General features: G+C 35.6%; 16 protein-coding genes. 15 read left to right on the top strand and 1 reads right to left on the bottom strand.

Annotated features, from left to right (window positions below):
- The first annotated feature begins 10 nt into the window (after positions 1–10).
- From MP477_RS02005 to MP477_RS01935, 15 genes are all read left to right on the top strand, one after another.
- Positions 11–1,744 carry a T9SS type A sorting domain-containing protein gene (locus MP477_RS02005; protein WP_257188945.1) on the top strand — a complete coding sequence of 578 codons (1,734 nt, stop codon included), beginning with the start codon at positions 11–13 and terminating at the stop codon, positions 1,742–1,744.
- A gap of 266 nt (positions 1,745–2,010) precedes the next feature.
- The gene (locus MP477_RS02000) at positions 2,011–2,823 is read left to right on the top strand and encodes a T9SS-dependent choice-of-anchor J family protein (RefSeq protein ID WP_257188944.1); all 813 of its coding nucleotides are present in this window, start codon (positions 2,011–2,013) and stop codon (positions 2,821–2,823) included.
- A gap of 78 nt (positions 2,824–2,901) precedes the next feature.
- A complete protein-coding gene (locus MP477_RS01995) occupies positions 2,902–3,609 on the top strand; it encodes an SDR family oxidoreductase (RefSeq protein WP_257188943.1) in 708 nt (235 codons plus the stop codon).
- 150 nt (positions 3,610–3,759) lie between these two features.
- Positions 3,760–4,506: an electron transfer flavoprotein subunit beta/FixA family protein gene (locus MP477_RS01990; protein WP_047494853.1), complete on the top strand. Its 747-nt coding sequence runs from the start codon at positions 3,760–3,762 to the stop codon at positions 4,504–4,506.
- 99 nt (positions 4,507–4,605) lie between these two features.
- Positions 4,606–5,553, top strand: coding sequence for an electron transfer flavoprotein subunit alpha/FixB family protein (locus tag MP477_RS01985; protein WP_230035327.1), 948 nt, complete (start codon positions 4,606–4,608; stop codon positions 5,551–5,553).
- A gap of 180 nt (positions 5,554–5,733) precedes the next feature.
- Complete coding sequence (locus tag MP477_RS01980) at positions 5,734–6,333, top strand: bifunctional nuclease family protein (RefSeq protein WP_230035329.1); 600 nt, start codon at positions 5,734–5,736, stop codon at positions 6,331–6,333.
- Between the two features lie 21 nt (positions 6,334–6,354).
- Entirely contained in the window at positions 6,355–7,737 is a 1,383-nt protein-coding gene (locus MP477_RS01975) for a nucleoside permease (protein ID WP_230035331.1), read from the top strand.
- A gap of 297 nt (positions 7,738–8,034) precedes the next feature.
- Positions 8,035–8,439: a hypothetical protein gene (locus tag MP477_RS01970; protein WP_230035333.1), complete on the top strand. Its 405-nt coding sequence runs from the start codon at positions 8,035–8,037 to the stop codon at positions 8,437–8,439.
- Positions 8,436–8,852 carry a hypothetical protein gene (locus tag MP477_RS01965; RefSeq protein ID WP_257188942.1) on the top strand — a complete coding sequence of 139 codons (417 nt, stop codon included), beginning with the start codon at positions 8,436–8,438 and terminating at the stop codon, positions 8,850–8,852. Before MP477_RS01970 ends, MP477_RS01965 begins: the two co-directional genes overlap by 4 nt.
- Before the next feature lie 10 nt (positions 8,853–8,862).
- Positions 8,863–10,041 carry a thiolase family protein gene (locus MP477_RS01960; protein WP_257188941.1) on the top strand — a complete coding sequence of 393 codons (1,179 nt, stop codon included), beginning with the start codon at positions 8,863–8,865 and terminating at the stop codon, positions 10,039–10,041.
- Positions 10,042–10,147: 106 nt separating this feature from the next.
- Positions 10,148–11,638 (top strand): MFS transporter, encoded by a 1,491-nt coding sequence (locus MP477_RS01955; RefSeq protein ID WP_230035338.1) that lies wholly within the window; start codon positions 10,148–10,150, stop codon positions 11,636–11,638.
- Positions 11,639–11,790: 152 nt separating this feature from the next.
- Positions 11,791–13,971: a T9SS type A sorting domain-containing protein gene (locus tag MP477_RS01950; protein WP_257188940.1), complete on the top strand. Its 2,181-nt coding sequence runs from the start codon at positions 11,791–11,793 to the stop codon at positions 13,969–13,971.
- Positions 13,972–14,161: 190 nt separating this feature from the next.
- On the top strand, positions 14,162–15,088 hold the full coding sequence (locus MP477_RS01945; protein ID WP_230035360.1) for a mevalonate kinase: 927 nt from the start codon (positions 14,162–14,164) through the stop codon (positions 15,086–15,088).
- Positions 15,089–15,098: 10 nt separating this feature from the next.
- Entirely contained in the window at positions 15,099–16,028 is a 930-nt protein-coding gene (locus MP477_RS01940) for a UbiA family prenyltransferase (RefSeq protein ID WP_257188939.1), read from the top strand.
- Positions 16,029–16,092: 64 nt separating this feature from the next.
- The gene (locus MP477_RS01935) at positions 16,093–17,259 is read left to right on the top strand and encodes a proline dehydrogenase family protein (RefSeq protein WP_257188938.1); all 1,167 of its coding nucleotides are present in this window, start codon (positions 16,093–16,095) and stop codon (positions 17,257–17,259) included.
- Between the two features lie 442 nt (positions 17,260–17,701).
- On the opposite strand, the gene MP477_RS01930 is transcribed toward MP477_RS01935, so the two are convergent.
- The gene (locus MP477_RS01930; RefSeq protein ID WP_257188937.1) at positions 17,702–18,247 is read right to left on the bottom strand and encodes a helix-turn-helix domain-containing protein; all 546 of its coding nucleotides are present in this window, start codon (positions 18,245–18,247) and stop codon (positions 17,702–17,704) included.
- Positions 18,248–18,352: the final 105 nt, after the last annotated feature.

Genomic DNA, 18,352 nt, shown 5'->3' with positions numbered 1-18,352 from the left:
AATATTATTTATGAAAAAGCTCTTTTTATCAATGTCTTTGGCAGTGTCACTTTTGGCATATGCTCAAGGAGAAAATAACAATTGGTATTTTGGATATTATGTAGGAATTAATTTTTCAGGGAGTACTCCTCAGTTTGTAAATGGCAGTGCCATGAGTAATTTAAATTCATCGGCGACAGTAAGCGATAGTAGCGGAAATTTGTTGTTTTATAGTGATGGGAATGAGGTCTGGAACAGGGAGCATCAGATGATGCCTAACGGGCTTATTGAGCATAGTGGGCCTCAGCTTGCTACTGTAAAGCATCCTACAAATCCTAATTTATATTATCTTTTTGCAGCAACCTGGATGTATACTGGTATAATCCGGTATTCAGTAGTCGATATGTCTTTAGGTGGTTTAGGATCAAATGGGCAGCCTTTGGGTGATGTCGTGCAAAATCTTATAAAAGTTCCTGTTTTAGATGGCCAGGGAAATGAAATTAATGATGCGAGAGCAGTAACAGTTGTTCCACACGCAGATGGTAATTCTTATTGGGTTTTAGTAACTAATGGGAAGAAATTATACGCCTATCGCCTAAGCAGCTCAGGATTAAGTACAACACCTGTGGTGAATGATTTAGGTACTTCAGGTTTTTTTACCGGTTATGACGGAATTTCTATGAAGGCCTCTCCTGAGATAAAGACTTCATGTAATTATTCACACTTTATATGTATAAACAATTCCAATCCCGGTACAAAAGAAAACGAAGGAATGGTGCGCTCTTTTGATAATTTTTCAGGATTGTTAACTACAGATTACAATTTGTCTATTGCCGGAATAGATGCTTTTAATGCCGAATTCAATCAATATGCTAATATACTGTACGTGAGTGGTTATTATGGAGTTGGGAATACTACTACCTTCTATGCTGTAGACCTGCTCAATTCTACGAATTCCAATGTGTTATACACGCCAATTTATAACGGAATGTGGGGAACAAATGGTTTAGGTTATCCCAGTACTATCCAAAGGAACTCAAAAGGAGATATTTATTTTCATATGGTTGGCTATAATGCAGGACGCAGCCTGAGCCAAATAGTAAATCCCGATGTTTATGGGCAAAGCTCAATTAATCTTAATGTCCTGAATTATCCTAGTGGTATGATTTATGTGGGAGCTTCCAACAGCTTTCCTCAATTACTTCCTACACTTTCAAAAAGAACGGGTACTTGTGTTACGTCATATGATTTAACTACTGCAGAGGTGCATAATATACCTTATACCTATCATGCAAGTAATACCATTACTACACAGCTCAATTATAAAGTGAATTCAACTCAGAATATTACTATGAAGGCCGGGAATAGTATTAATCTTCTTCCTAATACTTATATAGAGAACGGAGCTCAATATGTAGCGGGAATAGAAGATTGCAGATGCTCGGGAGGTGAGGTTGAGGCAAAAAATCAAAACCTAAAAGATAATATGCGTCTGAATTTAAGGAATATACAATCCGATAAAACAGATGGTAAGAAAGAGCTTATCACAAAAGTGAAGTTATTCCCGAATCCTGCCTCGGATATTCTAAATATTATCACTTCTTCGGATATTAAAAATGTTTCTGTTTTAGATATATCAGGAAAAGTAATCAATGTAAAGCTAGACGGCAATAAGATTGATATAAAGAATTTGCCGTCAGGAAATTATATTCTTAGCATAGAAACAAAAGAAGGAAAAACCAGTCAGAAGTTTATTAAAAAATAATATTTGATAAACCTTCTTATCAGTAAACGCTCCAATTGGGGCGTTTTTTTGTTGAAAATCAATTATGAAAAGTATAAAGTACTCTTTTATTAAACCAAATTATTCAAAGGGTATAAGTGAATTTATTAATTAATTTATTCTTTTTTATGGAATTTAATAAGTAAGTGATATGATTTTTGGTTTTTTATTGATTGTTTTATAAACTTTCTCATTTTAAATTTGGAATAGAATATAGGTGTACTTAAACTTGTTGTAAAATAAAAATTATGATGAGAAAAATTTTACTATTGAGTGCATTTCTAGGTTTAACTTTATTAAATGCACAGACAGTCGTGTTTCAAGAAACGTTTGATACCGCTGCTGGATGGACCGTAATTGATAGAGACGGGGATACAAGGAACTGGGGACTTTATACAGGAAGTGCAACTTCTGATGGTTGGGGATTTTCTGGGAATGTTGCAGGTTCAGCATCGTGGTTACCAGCACCTGTGGGAGCATTGACTCCTGATAATTTATTAATTTCACCAGCAATAACACTTCCTGCAACTGGGACTTTATCATTGAGTTTTCTAGTAGGATCTTCTGATTCTCAGGCTTTTGCAGAACATTACGCAGCTTATGTGTTGCCAAGTAGTGCTACAGCATTTACAGGTACTGAAACTCCTTTGATTGAAGGAACTGTAACAGCGGGTAGAACAGCAATAGCTAAAACGGCAACGATTCCTAGTAATCTGGCTGGCCAGAGTGTAAAACTCTATGTTAGACATTTTAATACTAATGATCAAAACCTTTTGATAGTAGACAATATTAAAATTACGCAAACAGGAACACTAGGCACTGCTGAAAATAAGATATCTAAGGTTGAGACCTCTCTATATCCTAATCCTGTATCCGATGTTCTTACGATTAAATCTAAAGAAAAAGTAAACAAAGTGGAAGTTTATGATATCAGCGGAAGAAAAGTAGTTGCAGATCTAGACGGAGATAAAGTAAATGTAAGAAACCTGAATGCAGGAAGCTATATCATTAATATTGAAACGAAAGAGGGCAAAACGACAGAGAAATTTATAAAAAAATAATACCTGATAAATCTTAGTATCAGTGAACGCTCCAATTGGAGCGTTTTTGTTATTTTAGAGCATTAAATTTTTTATGCTATGTCAGAAAATAAAACAGCTTATATAACAGGAGGAACTAAAGGAATAGGCTTTGGGATTGCGAAAATATTGCTGGAAAATGGTATCTCGGTGGCATTTTCAGGAAGAAAAAGAGATGATGTTCTGAAAGCTGAAGAAGAGCTTAAGCAGTATTCTGAAAATGTGTTAGGGATTGTTTCTGATGTAAGGAGCCTTGAAAGCGAACAGGAAGCTATACAATATACTTTGGAAAAATTCGGAAGACTGGACTTTGTTATTGCCAATGCCGGATTAGGTATTTTTAAGCCTGTAGACGAGCTGACTGCTCAAGAATGGAATGATATGATAGAAACCAATCTCACCGGTGTTTTCTATACCCTAAAAGCTTCTGTTGAAGAACTTAAAAAGACAGAAGGTTATTATATTACCATTTCAAGTTTAGCGGGAGCTAACTTTTTTGAGAATGGAACAGGCTATAATGCTTCAAAATTTGGAGTCGTAGGATTTACCCAGGCAGCAATGATTGATTTAAGAAAATATAATATTAAATCTACCGTCATTATGCCCGGATCAGTGGCCACTCATTTTAACGGAAATACACCATCAGAAAAAGACAGCTGGAAGATTCAGCCGGAAGATATGGGAAATCTTATATTGGATATTTTAAAGATGAATCCTAGGGTTTTGCCTAGTAAAATAGAGTTTAGAGCAACAAAACCAGGAAAGTAAATACTTCTAATGTATTGAATAATAATTTAGTAAGTATTATGCATGCATAATATATTTTTTATTTATATTAGCAAAAATTAATTCAAACAAAATCTCTGCATAAACCGTTGTTGGTTTTGTGCATAAAAGGGAAAAAATAAAATAGTACACATGAAAATATTAGTTTGTATTAGTAGTGTTCCGGATACTACTTCGAAGATTAACTTTACAGCAGATAAATCTGCTTTCGACAAAAACGGAATTCAGTGGGTAATTAACCCTTTAGATGAATTTGCGTTAACAAAAGCGGTTAAGCTTCAGGAATCTCAAGGAGCTACTGTAACTGTAATTAACGTAGGAGACGCTGCTACAGAACCGGTAATCAGAAAAGCTCTGGCGATTGGTGCAAATGATGCTGTAAGAGTAAACCTTGATCCTAAAGACAGCTATTCTACAGCGAAAGAAATCGCTGCTGTAGCTCAAAACGGAGGATATGACCTTATCCTTTGCGGGAAAGAATCTATCGACTATAACGGTGGTTCAGTTCCGGGAATGGTTGCTCAATTGCTCAACCAGCCTTTCGTTAACGCGTCAGTAGGATTAGACGTTAATGGAAGCGAAGCAACTGCTATAAGAGAAATTGAAGGTGGAAAAGAAACTATTTCTGTAAAACTACCGGCAATTATTGCAGGTCAGAAAGGATTAGTAGATGAAAAAGACCTTATTATTCCAAATATGAGAGGAATCATGTCTGCAAGAACAAAACCTTTACAGGTAGTAGAACCTACTTCTTCTGAAGTGAAAGTTCAGGGAGTATCTTATGATAGCGTTCCTCCAAGAGCTGCTGTAAAAATGGTTTCTCCGGACAATTTAGATGAATTGGTAAGATTACTTCACGAAGAAGCTAAGGTAATCTAAAAATTGGGATATGGAAATCAGAAGCAGAAGATACCCAATCTTATCTCTGAATCCAATCTTTTAATCCTTTAATTTTTTAATCTTTAAATTATTTTAAAAATGGCAGTATTCGTATACGCAGAAAATATAAACGGAGTTTACAAAAAAGCAGCTTTTGAAGCAGTTTCTTATGCTAAAGCTGTTGCTGATAAAGCTGGCGATACAGTGACAGCAATCACCGTGAACCCTACCGATTCTTCAGATTTATTATACAAATATGGAGCATCTAATGTAATCAATATCAAAGACGAAGGTCTTAAGAGCTTTTCAGCAAAAGCATATGCTCAGGCTGTAAGTGAAGTATTAGACGGAAACATTATCGTTTTCCCTCATACTACCGATGCTTCTTCAATTGCTCCAATGCTTGCAGTAATGAAGAACTATTCTTTACTTACTAACGCTTTGGAAGCCCCTGAAAGCCTTTCACCTTTCCAGGTAAAAAGAAAAGCATTCTCAGGAAAAGGATTTATGCATGCAAAGGCTGAAGGAAACGGAGTTATTGTTACTGTTTCCCAAAACGCTTTCGGAGTAAAAGAAAATGCAGTATCCGGTTCAGAAGAAGTGAAGAACCTTTCAGTAGCTAATGAAGATACTAAAGTGATCTCTCACGAGCAGAGTTCAGGAAAATTAGACCTTAAAGAAGCAGAAGTTGTAGTTTCTGCGGGAAGAGGTATGAAAGGACCTGAGAACTGGGGGATGATTGAAGAACTGGCTAATGTTTTAGGAGCTGCTACAGCATGTTCTAAGCCTGTTTCTGATATCGGATGGAGACCTCACACAGAGCACGTAGGACAAACAGGTAAAGCTATTGCACCTAATCTTTACATTGCTGTAGGGATTTCGGGAGCTATCCAGCACCTGGCGGGAGTAAACTCTTCAAAAACTATTGTTGTCATCAACAGTGATGCTGAAGCACCTTTCTTCAAGTCTGCAGACTATGGAGTAGTAGGAGACGCTTTCCAGATTATCCCTGCATTAACAGAGAAAATCAAAGCAATAAAAGGATAAAAATGAATGGAAAATAAACCAGTGAGCTCTGCTTGTTAATGTTAATAATTCACTTGCAAAGTAAACCTGACTATTGACCATTGATTGTCATACACAATACAATAAAAGCTCGGCTTCCGGGCTTTTATTTTTGTGTGAAAAAGTAAAATCACAATAAAAAATTAATCTATATTTGTAGCTATGGATTATAAGCAGCTAATTATTCGCGGAATATCGTATAGTCAGACCCAATCGGGGGCTTACGCATTGTTATTGGAGCATGAAGAAACACACATAAAATTACCTGTTGTTATAGGAAATTTCGAAGCCCAGTCCATTTCTTTAGGACTGGAGAAAGATATTCATCCGCCACGTCCTCTCACCCATGACTTATTCACAAAATTTATAGTTTCTGCCAATTATGAATTGGTTTCTGTTATTATTTATCAAATTGTAGACGGTGTTTTCTTTTCAAACATCAACTTTAAAAGTAAAACTACCGAGGAAGAATTAATCCTCGATGCCAGAACTTCTGATGCTGTTGCAATGGCAGTAAGATTTGATGCGCCTATTTTTACGACCCAACAGGTCTTAAATGAAGCCGGAATTTTACTGGAACTGGAAGATGTAGCAAAAGAAGAGCAGGGCTTTTCAGAAACTGTGCAGAATGAAGACAATTTAACATCTCTTTCTATGGAGGAGCTTCAGAAATTATTGGAGGATGCCGTTAGAGAAGAAGATTATGATACTGCTCTTGAAATTCAGGAAGAAATTAAGAGGAGGAAAAAGAAAATTGATTAAAAGAGATACTTTATATAAACTATGAATTTAAAATTACGACTGACCATCCTCAGCTTTCTCCAGTTTTTTGTCTGGGGAGCATGGCTGATTACGATGGCTAACTTCTGGTTTGGCACAAAACATTGGGAAGGAACACAGTTTGGAGCTGTCTTCGGAACAATGGGAATTGCTTCCATATTTATGCCTACCATTACTGGGATTATTGCTGACCGTTGGGTAAACGCCGAGCGTATTTTCTCAGTTTTGCATATCCTTTACGGGGCTATTCTTTTCATTTTGCCACATTCTGCTGACCCTAATTCTTTCTTTTCGGTGATGCTCGTGGCAATGTGTTTTTATATGCCTACCATTGCCCTTGCCAACTCTATTTCCTACACTATCCTTAAAAACAATAATTTGGATGTAGTAAAAGATTTTCCACCAATCCGTGTATGGGGAACTATTGGTTTTATTGTGGCTATGTGGATTACAAACCTTACCGGGAATAAAGCAACCGAAGGACAGTTTTATATCGGGGGAGCAATAGCAATCGTCTTAGGAATCTATGCCCTTACGTTACCAAAATGTCCCCCACAAAAATTAATAGACAAAACAGCTCCGTTATCTGAGCAATTAGGGCTTAATGCATTTAAGCTGTTTGGAAACTATAAAATGGCATTGTTCTTTTTATTTTCAATGCTTTTGGGAGCAGCGCTTCAGCTGACCAATGCATATGGGGACGTCTTTTTAAGTGAATTTGCCCACTTTCCAAAATATGCAGATTCATTTGTAGTACAAAGGTCTACCATTATTATGTCTATTTCCCAGGTTTCAGAAACCCTGTTTATTTTGGCAATACCTTTCTTTCTGAAAAAATTTGGAATTAAGAAAGTAATGTTGATGTCTATGCTGGCATGGGTATTAAGATTTGGATTCTTTGCATACGGTGTTCCGGATGGTTATGGATTATCGTTAATCATTCTTTCCTGTATTGTATACGGGATGGCTTTTGACTTCTTTAATATTTCAGGATCTCTTTTTGTGGAGACTACTACAGATAAGAATATCCGATCTTCAGCTCAGGGATTATTTATGATGATGACCAATGGTTTTGGAGCTGTTTTTGGAAGCTATATTGCAGGATGGGCTATAGATAAGTTCTTTACCCATAAGTTTACCACTGCTACAGATCTTTCTGCGTACTTAGATACAACAGCAGATAATCCTACTTTCTTAGAGATTTTAAAAACAAGTTTTAATGCGGTAGTGAATGCTGATGGAACTCTTTCTTCAGTGGTCATGGTGAAAGACTGGCAGCAGATATGGCTTTCTTTTGCTATTTATTCCCTGGTTCTTGCTGTGTTCTTTGCCATTCTGTTTAGACATAAGCACAATCCGGAAGATCTGTCTTCAATAAAGCATTAATTCAATTAATCATAAAAATAAAAAATTGCGCTTTTGTCATGAAAGTGCAATTTTTTATTATGGACCTTTTAGGTAATAAGTTTAGTCTCCATAAATTGCAAATGGGGGCATAAAAAACAGATGATAAATCATAATTTGAATTTTTGTATTTGTTAATATATGCCTTATTTATTTGTGAAATCAATATTTTTGATAAGGATTATTTGTTATTAATTATTATTTTTATATGAATGTTCTGTTTTTGAAATACATCATTTGGAAATGTGTTTTTTTTCGTATTTTGGCACTTTAGTAAATATGAAAAACATTCAGTTATTAGGACTATTATTAGTGGTTATAGGAAGCTTTTTACCTTTGGTACATGTACCTATTATCGGAAATTGGAACTATTGGAAACTTGACCATTATTTAGCCATTACATGTTGGCTTTTGGCAGCATGTGCTGTCTTTGGAATCGTAAATAACAATACGAAAATCGTAAGATTTTTTGGTATTCTGCTGATCCTATTTTTTATATTCACATTGATAGCAGTAAAAATGCAGTCGTTGGATTATTTCAGCTTTTTACCTTTTAAATCATGGAGAGAAACCTTTGCAGGAGTAGTAAAACTGAAATGGGGCTGGGTAGTAGAGTTTCTGGGAGCTTTACTAATGATTGCCGGAGGAAGCAATAAAAAAGTAAATAATAGAACACAGATATGAGACTTTTAAAATTTTTTCCGGTAATGATGGTATTACTGGGTGTTTCGCAGGTTAAAGCTCAGAGGTTTGAACTGAAAAAACCGGATAACCCGGCCAAATGTTCCAGTATAAAAGAAGGAAGATTTGTTCGCGTAGATTATCCTGCCGGAATTTGGAATATGACCATTAAAGATAATGTTCAAACGGAATATTTTAATAATGGAAAAGACTATATAAAATCATCGCTTGTTTTTTTGAATGACTGTAGTTATAAAGCCATAGTCATAGAGAAAACAGCTCTAAATGATCGCATAAAGGTGGGGGATGTCTTCAGCAATACCATTACGAAGACTCAGGACAACTATTTACAAATACAGACACGTATCGGGAACTCTCAGATAGAGCTGATATATGCAAAAGCAAAATCAAAATAAAATTATACACATGAAAGAAGTATTCATTGTTTCCGCAGTAAGAACTCCGATGGGGAGTTTTATGGGAAGCTTATCAACCGTTCCGGCTACAAAGCTGGGAGCCGCTGCCGTAAAAGGGGCATTAGATAAAATTGGTCTTGATCCTGATAATGTTCAGGAAATCTATATGGGGAATGTACTGCAGGCAGGAGAAGGTCAGGCACCGGCTCGTCAGGTAGCTATTGGAGCAGGTCTTTCAGTACATACACCTTCTACTACTGTAAATAAAGTTTGTGCTTCAGGAATGAAAGCTGTAACAATGGCTGCACAGGCTATTAAAGCAGGTGATGCAGAGGTAATTGTTGCAGGTGGTATGGAGAATATGTCCTTAGTACCTCATTACTATAATGCAAGAGTCGCTGCAAAACTGGGTGATATCAAAATGCTCGATGGTATGGTCCTGGACGGTCTTACAGACGTATACAATAAAGTACACATGGGAGTATGTGCAGAAAAATGCGCTGCTGACTATAATATTACAAGAGAAGAACAGGATAATTTTGCGGTGGAATCTTATAAAAGATCAGCTAAAGCCTGGAGCGAAGGAAAATTCAATGAAGAAATCGTACCGGTTTCTATTCCTCAGAGAAAAGGAGAACCTGTCATCTTTGCAGAAGATGAAGAATATAAAGCGGTAAACTTCGACAGAATTTCAACGCTTCCTACTGTATTCAAGAAAGAAGATGGGACGGTAACAGCAGCGAATGCTTCTACACTTAATGATGGGGCTTCGGCTTTAATTCTTGTTTCTAAAGAGAAAATGGAAGAATTGGGGCTTACACCTTTAGCAAAAATCGTTTCTTATGCTGATGCAGCGCATGAGCCTGAAAATTTTACAACAGCTCCTTCAAAAGCATTACCTATTGCTCTTAAGAAAGCAGGATTGGAAGTTTCAGATATTGATTTTTTCGAATTTAATGAAGCTTTCTCTGTAGTAGGGCTGGCTAACAATAAAATTTTAGGACTAGATGCTTCTAAAGTAAATGTAAATGGTGGTGCTGTTGCACTGGGACACCCACTGGGAAGTTCTGGTTCAAGAATTATCGTTACATTGATCAACGTATTGAAGCAAAATAATGCAAAATATGGTGCCGCAGCTATCTGTAATGGTGGTGGTGGTGCTTCTGCAATCGTGATTGAGAATATCTAATATTCTGTCTGATAATACATTACCATTAAGGAATGGATAATTTTTTTAAAAACTTATTCATTTCTTAATGGTTTTTCTATTTTTGTGCTACTAATATTTAACTGAAATGTCTGAAACTGAGAATCGACAGCCTAAAAACATAAAAAATAATCCGAAGATTATGAAAGCCTGGGCAGTATATGACTGGGCCAATTCTGTATACTCTCTGGTTATTACCTCCACTATTTTTCCTATCTATTATTCTATTCTTACCACTGCGTATGAAAAGAAGGAATATGTAACGGAAACAAAAAAATGGATTGATGTTCCGGTAAGGCACATGATCAAAATTTTTGGAGAAGAATATCAACCGGATGCCGTGTATGGATACTCTTTAACAATATCATTTTTTGTAGTGGTATTGCTTTCTCCATTTTTATCTTCATTAGCAGATACCATTGGAAATAAAAAATCATTCCTGCAGTTCTTCTGCTATCTTGGGGCTACCTCATGTATGGGATTAGCTATGTTTACAGGAATGCACAACGTATTTCTGGGCCTTCTTTTCAGTATAACCGCCAGTATAGGGTTCTGGGGAAGTTTGGTCTTCTATAACTCATTTCTGCCGGATATTGCCACACAAGATAAACAGGATGCCCTTTCTGCAAAAGGATATGTGTATGGGTATCTTGGTTCCGTAGTTTTGGTGGTAATTTGTTTAATACTGATCCAGGTTTTTGCAAAAGGAGCAGCTCAACAATTATTATTTACTAGAATAAGCTTCTTGCTGACCGGAGCATGGTGGTTTGGTTTTTCTCAGTACACGTTCAAACATCTTCCTCAATTTGGAGATGTGAAAGATAAATTACCTAAAGACCTTGTCTTGTTAAACTATAAAAATATCTTTAAAAAGCATGAAGAGCAGGGAGGTTTTTTCGAGGTATTAAAAGACAATATGAGCTTTTATAAAGATATTGCCAAAGAAAGTTTTCATGAATTGTTTAAAGTGGGGGGAGTCCTTTTTAAAGACAGAAACCTTAAATTCTTTTTATCAAGTTTCTTCTTTTACAGCGTAGGGATGCAGACCATTTTCCTGATGGCAACTTTATTTGGGAAAAGTGAAATCAACCTGGCACAGGATAAATTGATCGGTACACTGTTGGTGATTCAGATTGAAGCTATTATAGGAGCTGTAATATTCTCAAGGCTATCCAAAAGAATTGGTAATAAAAATGTAATTTCCATTGCTATCGTATTATGGATAGTAGCCTGTTTGTGGGCCTATTTCCTAAATAAAGAAAATCCTACAGTGGAATATCAGTTCTATGGTGTTGCCGCAGTAGTAGGATTGGTAATGGGTGGTCTTCAGGCTATGTCCAGATCTACCTACTCAAAACTGCTTCCGGTAGACTCTATGGAGAATACCACTTATTTCAGCTTTTATGATGTGTTGGAGAAAATTGCGATTATTATCGGTACATTTATCTTTGCGACTCTTATTGAGCATTTCAATAATATGCGTATCGCTGCTCTATCAATGACCGTTTTTTTTGGAGCAGGACTCGTATTGATACGATTCTTGAAGGTTAAAATGCGAACAGACAGAGATACTTTATAAAAACATAAAAGACGTTAATTTTAACGTCTTTTTTCTATATAATTTAATTTACTGCATACTATATTTTAGAATATTATTAGAAATTAGTATTTATTTTTCACTATGTTTTGATTTTTTTGTTTATTTGCTGAGTGAATAAAATTATCAAAATCATGAAAAAATTTCTATTGATTTGCTTTATGCAATGTTTTGTTTTGGGGTTTTCCCAGAAATTAAAACCGGTTGCCCAGAAAATTTCGGAATATCATAATGGTAGGATAGAGTCTAAAACGTATGACTTGTTTGAAGTTAATAACAGCACTGATAAGCTGGCAGAATACAGAAAATCTGCAACAGACATTAGCGTTATTTCCCTAAAATCTTCCGAGCTGAAAAGACTCGTTAATGAGAAACCCGAATTTATTGAAATTACATTTCCTTTTGCCGAAGGACGGCAGATTACCGTAGAAATGTATAAAAATCAGATTTTTACCAACAGTTTCAAAGTGGTTACCAATACTGGGAAAACAGTCAGTTATACGCCGGGGGTTTATTATCAGGGAATAGTAAAAGGAAATAATAATTCCATTGTAGCCTTTAGTTTTTTTAATAATGATATTGTAGGAGTAGCTTCTACACCGGAATTGGGAAATATAGTTGTTGGAAAAGCTAAAAATTCTGAAGATTTTGTAAGTTATTCAGACTCTAAATTGACAGGAGTAAATCCTTTTATCTGTGGTGTTGATGAATTGAAAGAAAATAATGACCAAAAAATATCATACGATCCGAACGCCAATAAAAATACAACATTAACTCAAAACTGTGTAAGAGTCTATTATGAAGTATGTTTTAAGCCCTATCAGAATAATGGTTCCAACACCACAACTGTTACGAACTGGCTTACGGCAATTCATAATAATATTGCTACACTTTATACCAATGATGACATAAAAACAGCGTTGAGTGAGATTTATATCTGGACTACCCAGGATCCTTATACAGGAAGCCCAAGCAGTAATTTAAATAAATTTTCAGCGGCCAGGCAAACTTTTAACGGTGATCTTGCCCACTTAATCAATACGCCAAGTACCACAAGTATTGCTTTCCTGAATTCCCTGTGTAAAACCTACGCACATGCTTATTCCGGGATTTCCCAGACCTATAACAATGTACCGGTATATTCATGGACTATCCAGGCAATGACTCATGAAATGGGACACGGCCTAGGATCTCCACATACTCATGCCTGCGCGTGGAATGGAAATAATACTCCCATTGACTGGTGTGGCCCCACAGCAATGCCTTCTATTATAAACAGCGAAGGACTTACGTGTACCAGTAATGTTCTGCCTCCATCAGGTACCATTATGAGCTATTGCCATCTGATGTCAAATATTGGGATTAATTTCAGTAATGGCTTTGGTGTTCAGCCGGCAGCTTTAATAAGAAGTACAATAGACTCCAAGCCGTGTCTTGGTACCAATTGTACAACATCATGTGTTCCAAGTATTTCTTCTATAGCACCCACTTCTACTACACAAAATTCTGCCAATATGTTCATTACGGATGCTATATCTTCATCATGGAAGTATAAAGTTTCTAAATTGGATGGAACTAATGTGACTACAGGAAATACAAATTCTCCTTCGTTCAGTATTGCGAATCTACAGCCGGGAACATACTACAAAGTTGACGCTGTGGGTCCATGTGCTAATGAAACCTATTATCAAAAATCTGGTCTGGTTCTTACAGATGCAGATTGGTGTGGAGGAGTACTGTTTACAGATACAGGCGGTTCTGCCGGAAGTTATAAAAATAATGAAGAATTGATAAAGACATTTTATCCTGCGTCAGGTTCTTCTATGACGATGACATTTACAGCATTTGATCTTGAAGAGGATTATGATTTTATGTATGTATATAATGGACCTTCTACAACTTCACCATTATTTGCCAATGGAAATAATCTGACAGGAAATATCGTTCCCGGTCCGTTTACATCAACAGATCCTTCCGGTGCTATAACCGTAAAATTTGTTTCAGATGCAGGAGTTACCGCAAATGGCTGGAATGCGAATTTTTCCTGTAATGTTTTAGGCGTGGAAGACCTTAACACCAAGAATAATTCAATAAACATCTATCCGAATCCTGCAAAAAATATGGTGACCATTTCATCTGATGAAACATTAAAATCTTACAAAATTTTTGATGAAGCAGGAAGGTTAGTAACTTCAGCTTCCTCCCTAAAAGGCAATAGAACGGAAGTCAATCTTTCTTCCATGCAGACAGGAAACTACGTAATCAGTATTGAAACAGAAAAACAAACGGTGAATAAGAAACTGATAAAACAATAAACTTAAAAATATGATGCAAAAGCCTGATCTGATCAGGCTTTTTTGCTGTGTTTATAACAACATCTTTTCTTTATGAGAATGATGGAAAACGGAAAGCCAGCCTTCAGCCTTAAATAAATTTGAATTCGGTCCAAGTTTTGCTTATATTCAGCAGAATAATTTTAACTTTGCAAAAAGATTTATTGTCAAAATGACGAACCCTCTATTTTATGCAAAAATAATCCTGTTTGGAGAATATGGAATGATTGAAGATTCCCAGGGGCTTGTAGTACCTTACAGCTTCTATAAAGGAACTTTAAAATTTTCAGATTTGAGCTCTGAATTTGAGCTTAAGTCAAACAGACATCTGCAAAAATATGCTGATTACCTTACCGTGCTTAATCTTTCTGATGACTTTAAATTAGATATCGAAAGCTTTAAGACTGATATTTTAAACGGACTTTTCTTTGATTCCAATATTCCTCAGGGATATGGAGTGGGAAGTTCAGGAGCTCTGGTAGCAGCTATTTTTGAAAAATATTCAATCAGTAAGCTGAATGCTGATAGCATCTCGAAAGATAATCTTAAAAAATTAAAAGCTGTTTTCGGAGAAATGGAAAGCTATTTCCATGGTAAAAGTTCAGGAATGGACCCGTTGATCTGCTATATGAATCTGCCTATTCTGATTGAAAATAAAGAAAATTTAGATAGGGTATCAATTCCGGACGGAGAAGAAGGTAAGGGAGCTATTTTCCTTATTGATTCCGGAATAACAGGTGAAACCGGGCCCATGATCCAGATTTTCTTTGAAAAAATGAAAACGGAAGGTTTCCGTAAAACATTAAAAGAAGAGTTTATCCGTTACAATAACGCTTGTATAGAATCTTTCCTTAAAAAAGATATGAATCCGTTCTTTAGAAATTTAAAGAAACTTTCTCATTGGGCATACGAACATTTCCGTCCTATGATTCCTGAAAGTATTTTTAATATCTGGAAAAAAGGGCTGGATTCTAATGCCTATTACCTTAAACTCTGCGGAAGCGGCGGCGGTGGTTATATTTTAGGATTTACCAAAGACTATGAGAAAGCAGAAAAAATGCTTGATGGTTTCCAAAAAGAAGTGATTTACAGATTTTAAACAGGTTGGAATGAATTCTGAAAAAGAAACTTTCCAATCTGAAAATTATATCTCTAAATCTTTATTTTATAGATTTTCACAATTCGTGGGCTTTATGCTCGGAGCTCGCTTTTTTGTAGCTGCCCTGCTGACATTTGCACTCTATGTTTCCACTTTTTTTCTCTTCAATCAGGATGAAACATTCAGAAATTTTGTATTCGATTTTAAAGTTCATGGCATTATTTTCTGTACGGTCCTTACCATTTTAGCCGGTGGAATTATCAACCAGTTTTATGATCTGGAGAAAGACCATATCGTAAAACCTTTCAGAACCAGAATTCAGAGTTTTATTAAGCAGAAGTACTTTTTATACGCGTATCTGGTATTAAGTATTATTTCCCTGGGAGTAGCCTGGATGATTTCCCATAATGTTTTCTTTTTTTTTCTTGTTTACCAGTTTTTTATGTGGTTTTACAGCCATAAACTGAGTAGAATACTGATCCTCAACAATCTCACTTTTGTAAGCCTTACCTTATATCCTTTCTTTGGAATGATGGTATATTATGCAACTTTTTCCAGAAAAGTAATTCTGATGGCTGTGTTTCTTTTCCTGATCCTTCTTTGTATTGATATTGTAAAAGACACCCTTACCAGGAGTGTAGACAAAGCATTCGGGTACGTCACAATTCCCAACTATTTTAAGACTAAAAATACAAAAACCATCCTTATCTCACTGCTTCTGATCACGATGGCTGTTTCAATGAAGATTATTACCAAAACCGGGATAACTGGTTTTATGGCTTATTATTTTGCCAGCGGGTTATTTGTAATGATCATTTGTATTTATCTGCTTTTAAATTCTTCAAGAAGAAGTAACTTCTTTACAATTAATATATTACGTTTTTGGGTTTTTGTAGGAATTATTGCAATGCTTTTGAACGGAATTGAAAGTAAATTATAAAAAAAATTCTTTAAATAAACTAAGGTTATTATTACCTTTGTAAAACTAAATTTAATAAATAGGAATGCCCATTTTTAATGATACTAAAGTTGCATTTGCAGATAAATCTGATGCACAACTGAGAAAGGCTTACTGGATGTTTAAAATGATTGAACAGCCTGCACTTACCAGCCTTGGAACATCTGTCCTTAATTTTACAGTACACAATAATTTTCCTTTCGTAACAGGAATTGTAAAAAACACTCTGTTTGCACAATTTTGTGGAGGTGAAACCCGTGAAGAAAGTATGAAAGTTGTAAAGCAGCTTTTCAAAAGAGGAGTTGGAAGTATTTTCGATTACTCTATTGAAGGTAAGGAAGATGAAGAAACTTTTGATGCGGTTTGCAAAGAAATTAAGGACATTGTTAGATTCTCAGTGGGAAATCCTGCCATTCCTTTTATCGTATTCAAGCCTACTGCTTTCGGAAGAATTGACTTGTATGAAGCTGTTGGAAAAGGTGCAGAGCTTACCACAAGCCAGAAAGAAGAATGGGAAAGAGTAGTAAGGAGATTTGATGAGGTATGCAGCCTTTGCCATGAAAATGATAAAAAAGTAATGGTGGATGCTGAAGAAACCTGGATGCAGGATGCTGCAGATCACCTTTGTGAAGAAATGATGGAAAAGTATAATCAGGAAAAACCGATCGTTTGGAATACCATCCAGATGTACAGAACAGGAAGACTGGAATACATGGAAGCAAACCTTCAGAGAGCAAAAGAAAAGAACTATTTCATAGGTTACAAGATTGTTCGTGGTGCTTATATGGAGAAAGAAAGAGCCAGAGCAGCAGAAAAAGGATATGCAGATCCTATTCAGCCTACCAAGGAAGCTTCAGATAAAAACTATAATGCAGGAATTGATTTTGTAATGAATCACCTGGATAAGGTTTCTGCTTTCTTTGGAACTCATAACGAAATCTCTTCAGAACTGATTATGGATAAGATGAAAGCCAAATCTTTAAGCAGTGACAATCCTCACATTTATTTTGGGCAGCTTTACGGGATGAGTGATAATATCACTTTCTATTTGTCTGATAAGGGCTATAATGTGGCTAAATATCTTCCATACGGACCTGTAAAGGATGTTGTTCCCTATTTGACAAGAAGAGCCCGTGAGAACACTTCTGTGGCCGGACAGACAGGAAGAGAACTGGGACTTATTAAAAGTGAACTGGAAAGAAGAAAAAAATAACACTTATTATCGGTACATATTAAGCTCACAGAAATGTGGGCTTTTTTTATGGTAAGAATACAATAAATATAACAGCTTTACAGTCAATTTATTAAGGTTAAAAAAACAATGCATATTAGGGATATTAAGTCTAATTCTCATTTGTGTTATATATATCGTAAAATAATTTTATTTTTATTGCTGATTTAATTTTAAATTATTATATTTGATTAACAATAAAAAACTGATGCATGAAAAAATTGACATTCATTACTCCAGTCAGGATTATCTTCATTCGTTTTTTTAAATAGTATTTGGGGTTTTATTCCTGAAGCTTCCTGATCAACCAATAGAAAATTTACAACTACAGATTCATAAAGTTTTAAAAATAAAATAAAGCAATAGCTTTAGTTTTCTTCTTCAAATATTTTTTAGCCTGACCAATTTTCTTTGGTCAGGTTTTTTAGGGCTCAAAACTTTCGAATTTTCCATTTTCATAGAACAAAACAATACGTTTTATCTTATTCGTTTGATTTCCAATAGCTTGGCTGATAATTTGATCCGCTGAGTTTTCTAATCGCTGAGAATCCGATATTTTTTCCTGAGCTTTACTTTGGGCCGATATAACCGATTCTACAGGACCTTCTACGGGAACGTCTGCTTCCATCTCGTCAGCTCCAAATTCATCATCGGTATTCATCATCGTGAAAAGATCGGGTAGAGGTGTTGGCCTTCCTTTTTCTTTTTCATCATCATGAGCCTCTTCTTCATCTACTGTTATTTCCGGAAGTTCAGATTTCAGCATTTCGCCCTCACCCGTAACCAGCCAATCCCAAAGAAGTTCCGGGAAGCGCGATTTTATTTTTATGATAAACTCCAGAGAGGGTTTATTTCTGCCTGAAGTAATATGTGAAATGGATGATCGCTGTACATCAATCTCATCGGCAAACTCGGAAGGCGTAAAATTAGAATACTCTATAACTTGTGAAATTCTCTCGTTTAAACTCATAAAAATAAGCTTTTAATTATGTTACAAATGTAAATAATATAATTTACAAAAACAAACTACAAATGTAAATTACAATGAAAATTTATTCAATACAAATGTAAACTA

The organism is Chryseobacterium sp. WG23 (genome assembly GCF_024586575.1).
GTDB lineage: Bacteria > Bacteroidota > Bacteroidia > Flavobacteriales > Weeksellaceae > Chryseobacterium.
The sequence above is the reverse complement of the archived record's forward strand: the minus strand, read 5'-3'. Positions and strand labels throughout refer to the sequence as shown.

What these genes read in the sequence shown, in the direction of transcription:
- MP477_RS02005 (WP_257188945.1), top strand. Translation starts at nt 11, where the DNA reads ATGAAAAAGCTCTTTTTATCAATGTCTTTGGCAGTGTCACTTTTGGCA.
- MP477_RS02000 (WP_257188944.1), top strand. Translation starts at nt 2,011, where the DNA reads ATGATGAGAAAAATTTTACTATTGAGTGCATTTCTAGGTTTAACTTTA.
- MP477_RS01995 (WP_257188943.1), top strand. Translation starts at nt 2,902, where the DNA reads ATGTCAGAAAATAAAACAGCTTATATAACAGGAGGAACTAAAGGAATA.
- MP477_RS01990 (WP_047494853.1), top strand. Translation starts at nt 3,760, where the DNA reads ATGAAAATATTAGTTTGTATTAGTAGTGTTCCGGATACTACTTCGAAG.
- MP477_RS01985 (WP_230035327.1), top strand. Translation starts at nt 4,606, where the DNA reads ATGGCAGTATTCGTATACGCAGAAAATATAAACGGAGTTTACAAAAAA.
- MP477_RS01980 (WP_230035329.1), top strand. Translation starts at nt 5,734, where the DNA reads ATGGATTATAAGCAGCTAATTATTCGCGGAATATCGTATAGTCAGACC.
- MP477_RS01975 (WP_230035331.1), top strand. Translation starts at nt 6,355, where the DNA reads ATGAATTTAAAATTACGACTGACCATCCTCAGCTTTCTCCAGTTTTTT.
- MP477_RS01970 (WP_230035333.1), top strand. Translation starts at nt 8,035, where the DNA reads ATGAAAAACATTCAGTTATTAGGACTATTATTAGTGGTTATAGGAAGC.
- MP477_RS01965 (WP_257188942.1), top strand. Translation starts at nt 8,436, where the DNA reads ATGAGACTTTTAAAATTTTTTCCGGTAATGATGGTATTACTGGGTGTT.
- MP477_RS01960 (WP_257188941.1), top strand. Translation starts at nt 8,863, where the DNA reads ATGAAAGAAGTATTCATTGTTTCCGCAGTAAGAACTCCGATGGGGAGT.
- MP477_RS01955 (WP_230035338.1), top strand. Translation starts at nt 10,148, where the DNA reads ATGTCTGAAACTGAGAATCGACAGCCTAAAAACATAAAAAATAATCCG.
- MP477_RS01950 (WP_257188940.1), top strand. Translation starts at nt 11,791, where the DNA reads ATGAAAAAATTTCTATTGATTTGCTTTATGCAATGTTTTGTTTTGGGG.
- MP477_RS01945 (WP_230035360.1), top strand. Translation starts at nt 14,162, where the DNA reads ATGACGAACCCTCTATTTTATGCAAAAATAATCCTGTTTGGAGAATAT.
- MP477_RS01940 (WP_257188939.1), top strand. Translation starts at nt 15,099, where the DNA reads ATGAATTCTGAAAAAGAAACTTTCCAATCTGAAAATTATATCTCTAAA.
- MP477_RS01935 (WP_257188938.1), top strand. Translation starts at nt 16,093, where the DNA reads ATGCCCATTTTTAATGATACTAAAGTTGCATTTGCAGATAAATCTGAT.
- MP477_RS01930 (WP_257188937.1), bottom strand. Translation starts at nt 18,247, where the DNA reads ATGAGTTTAAACGAGAGAATTTCACAAGTTATAGAGTATTCTAATTTT.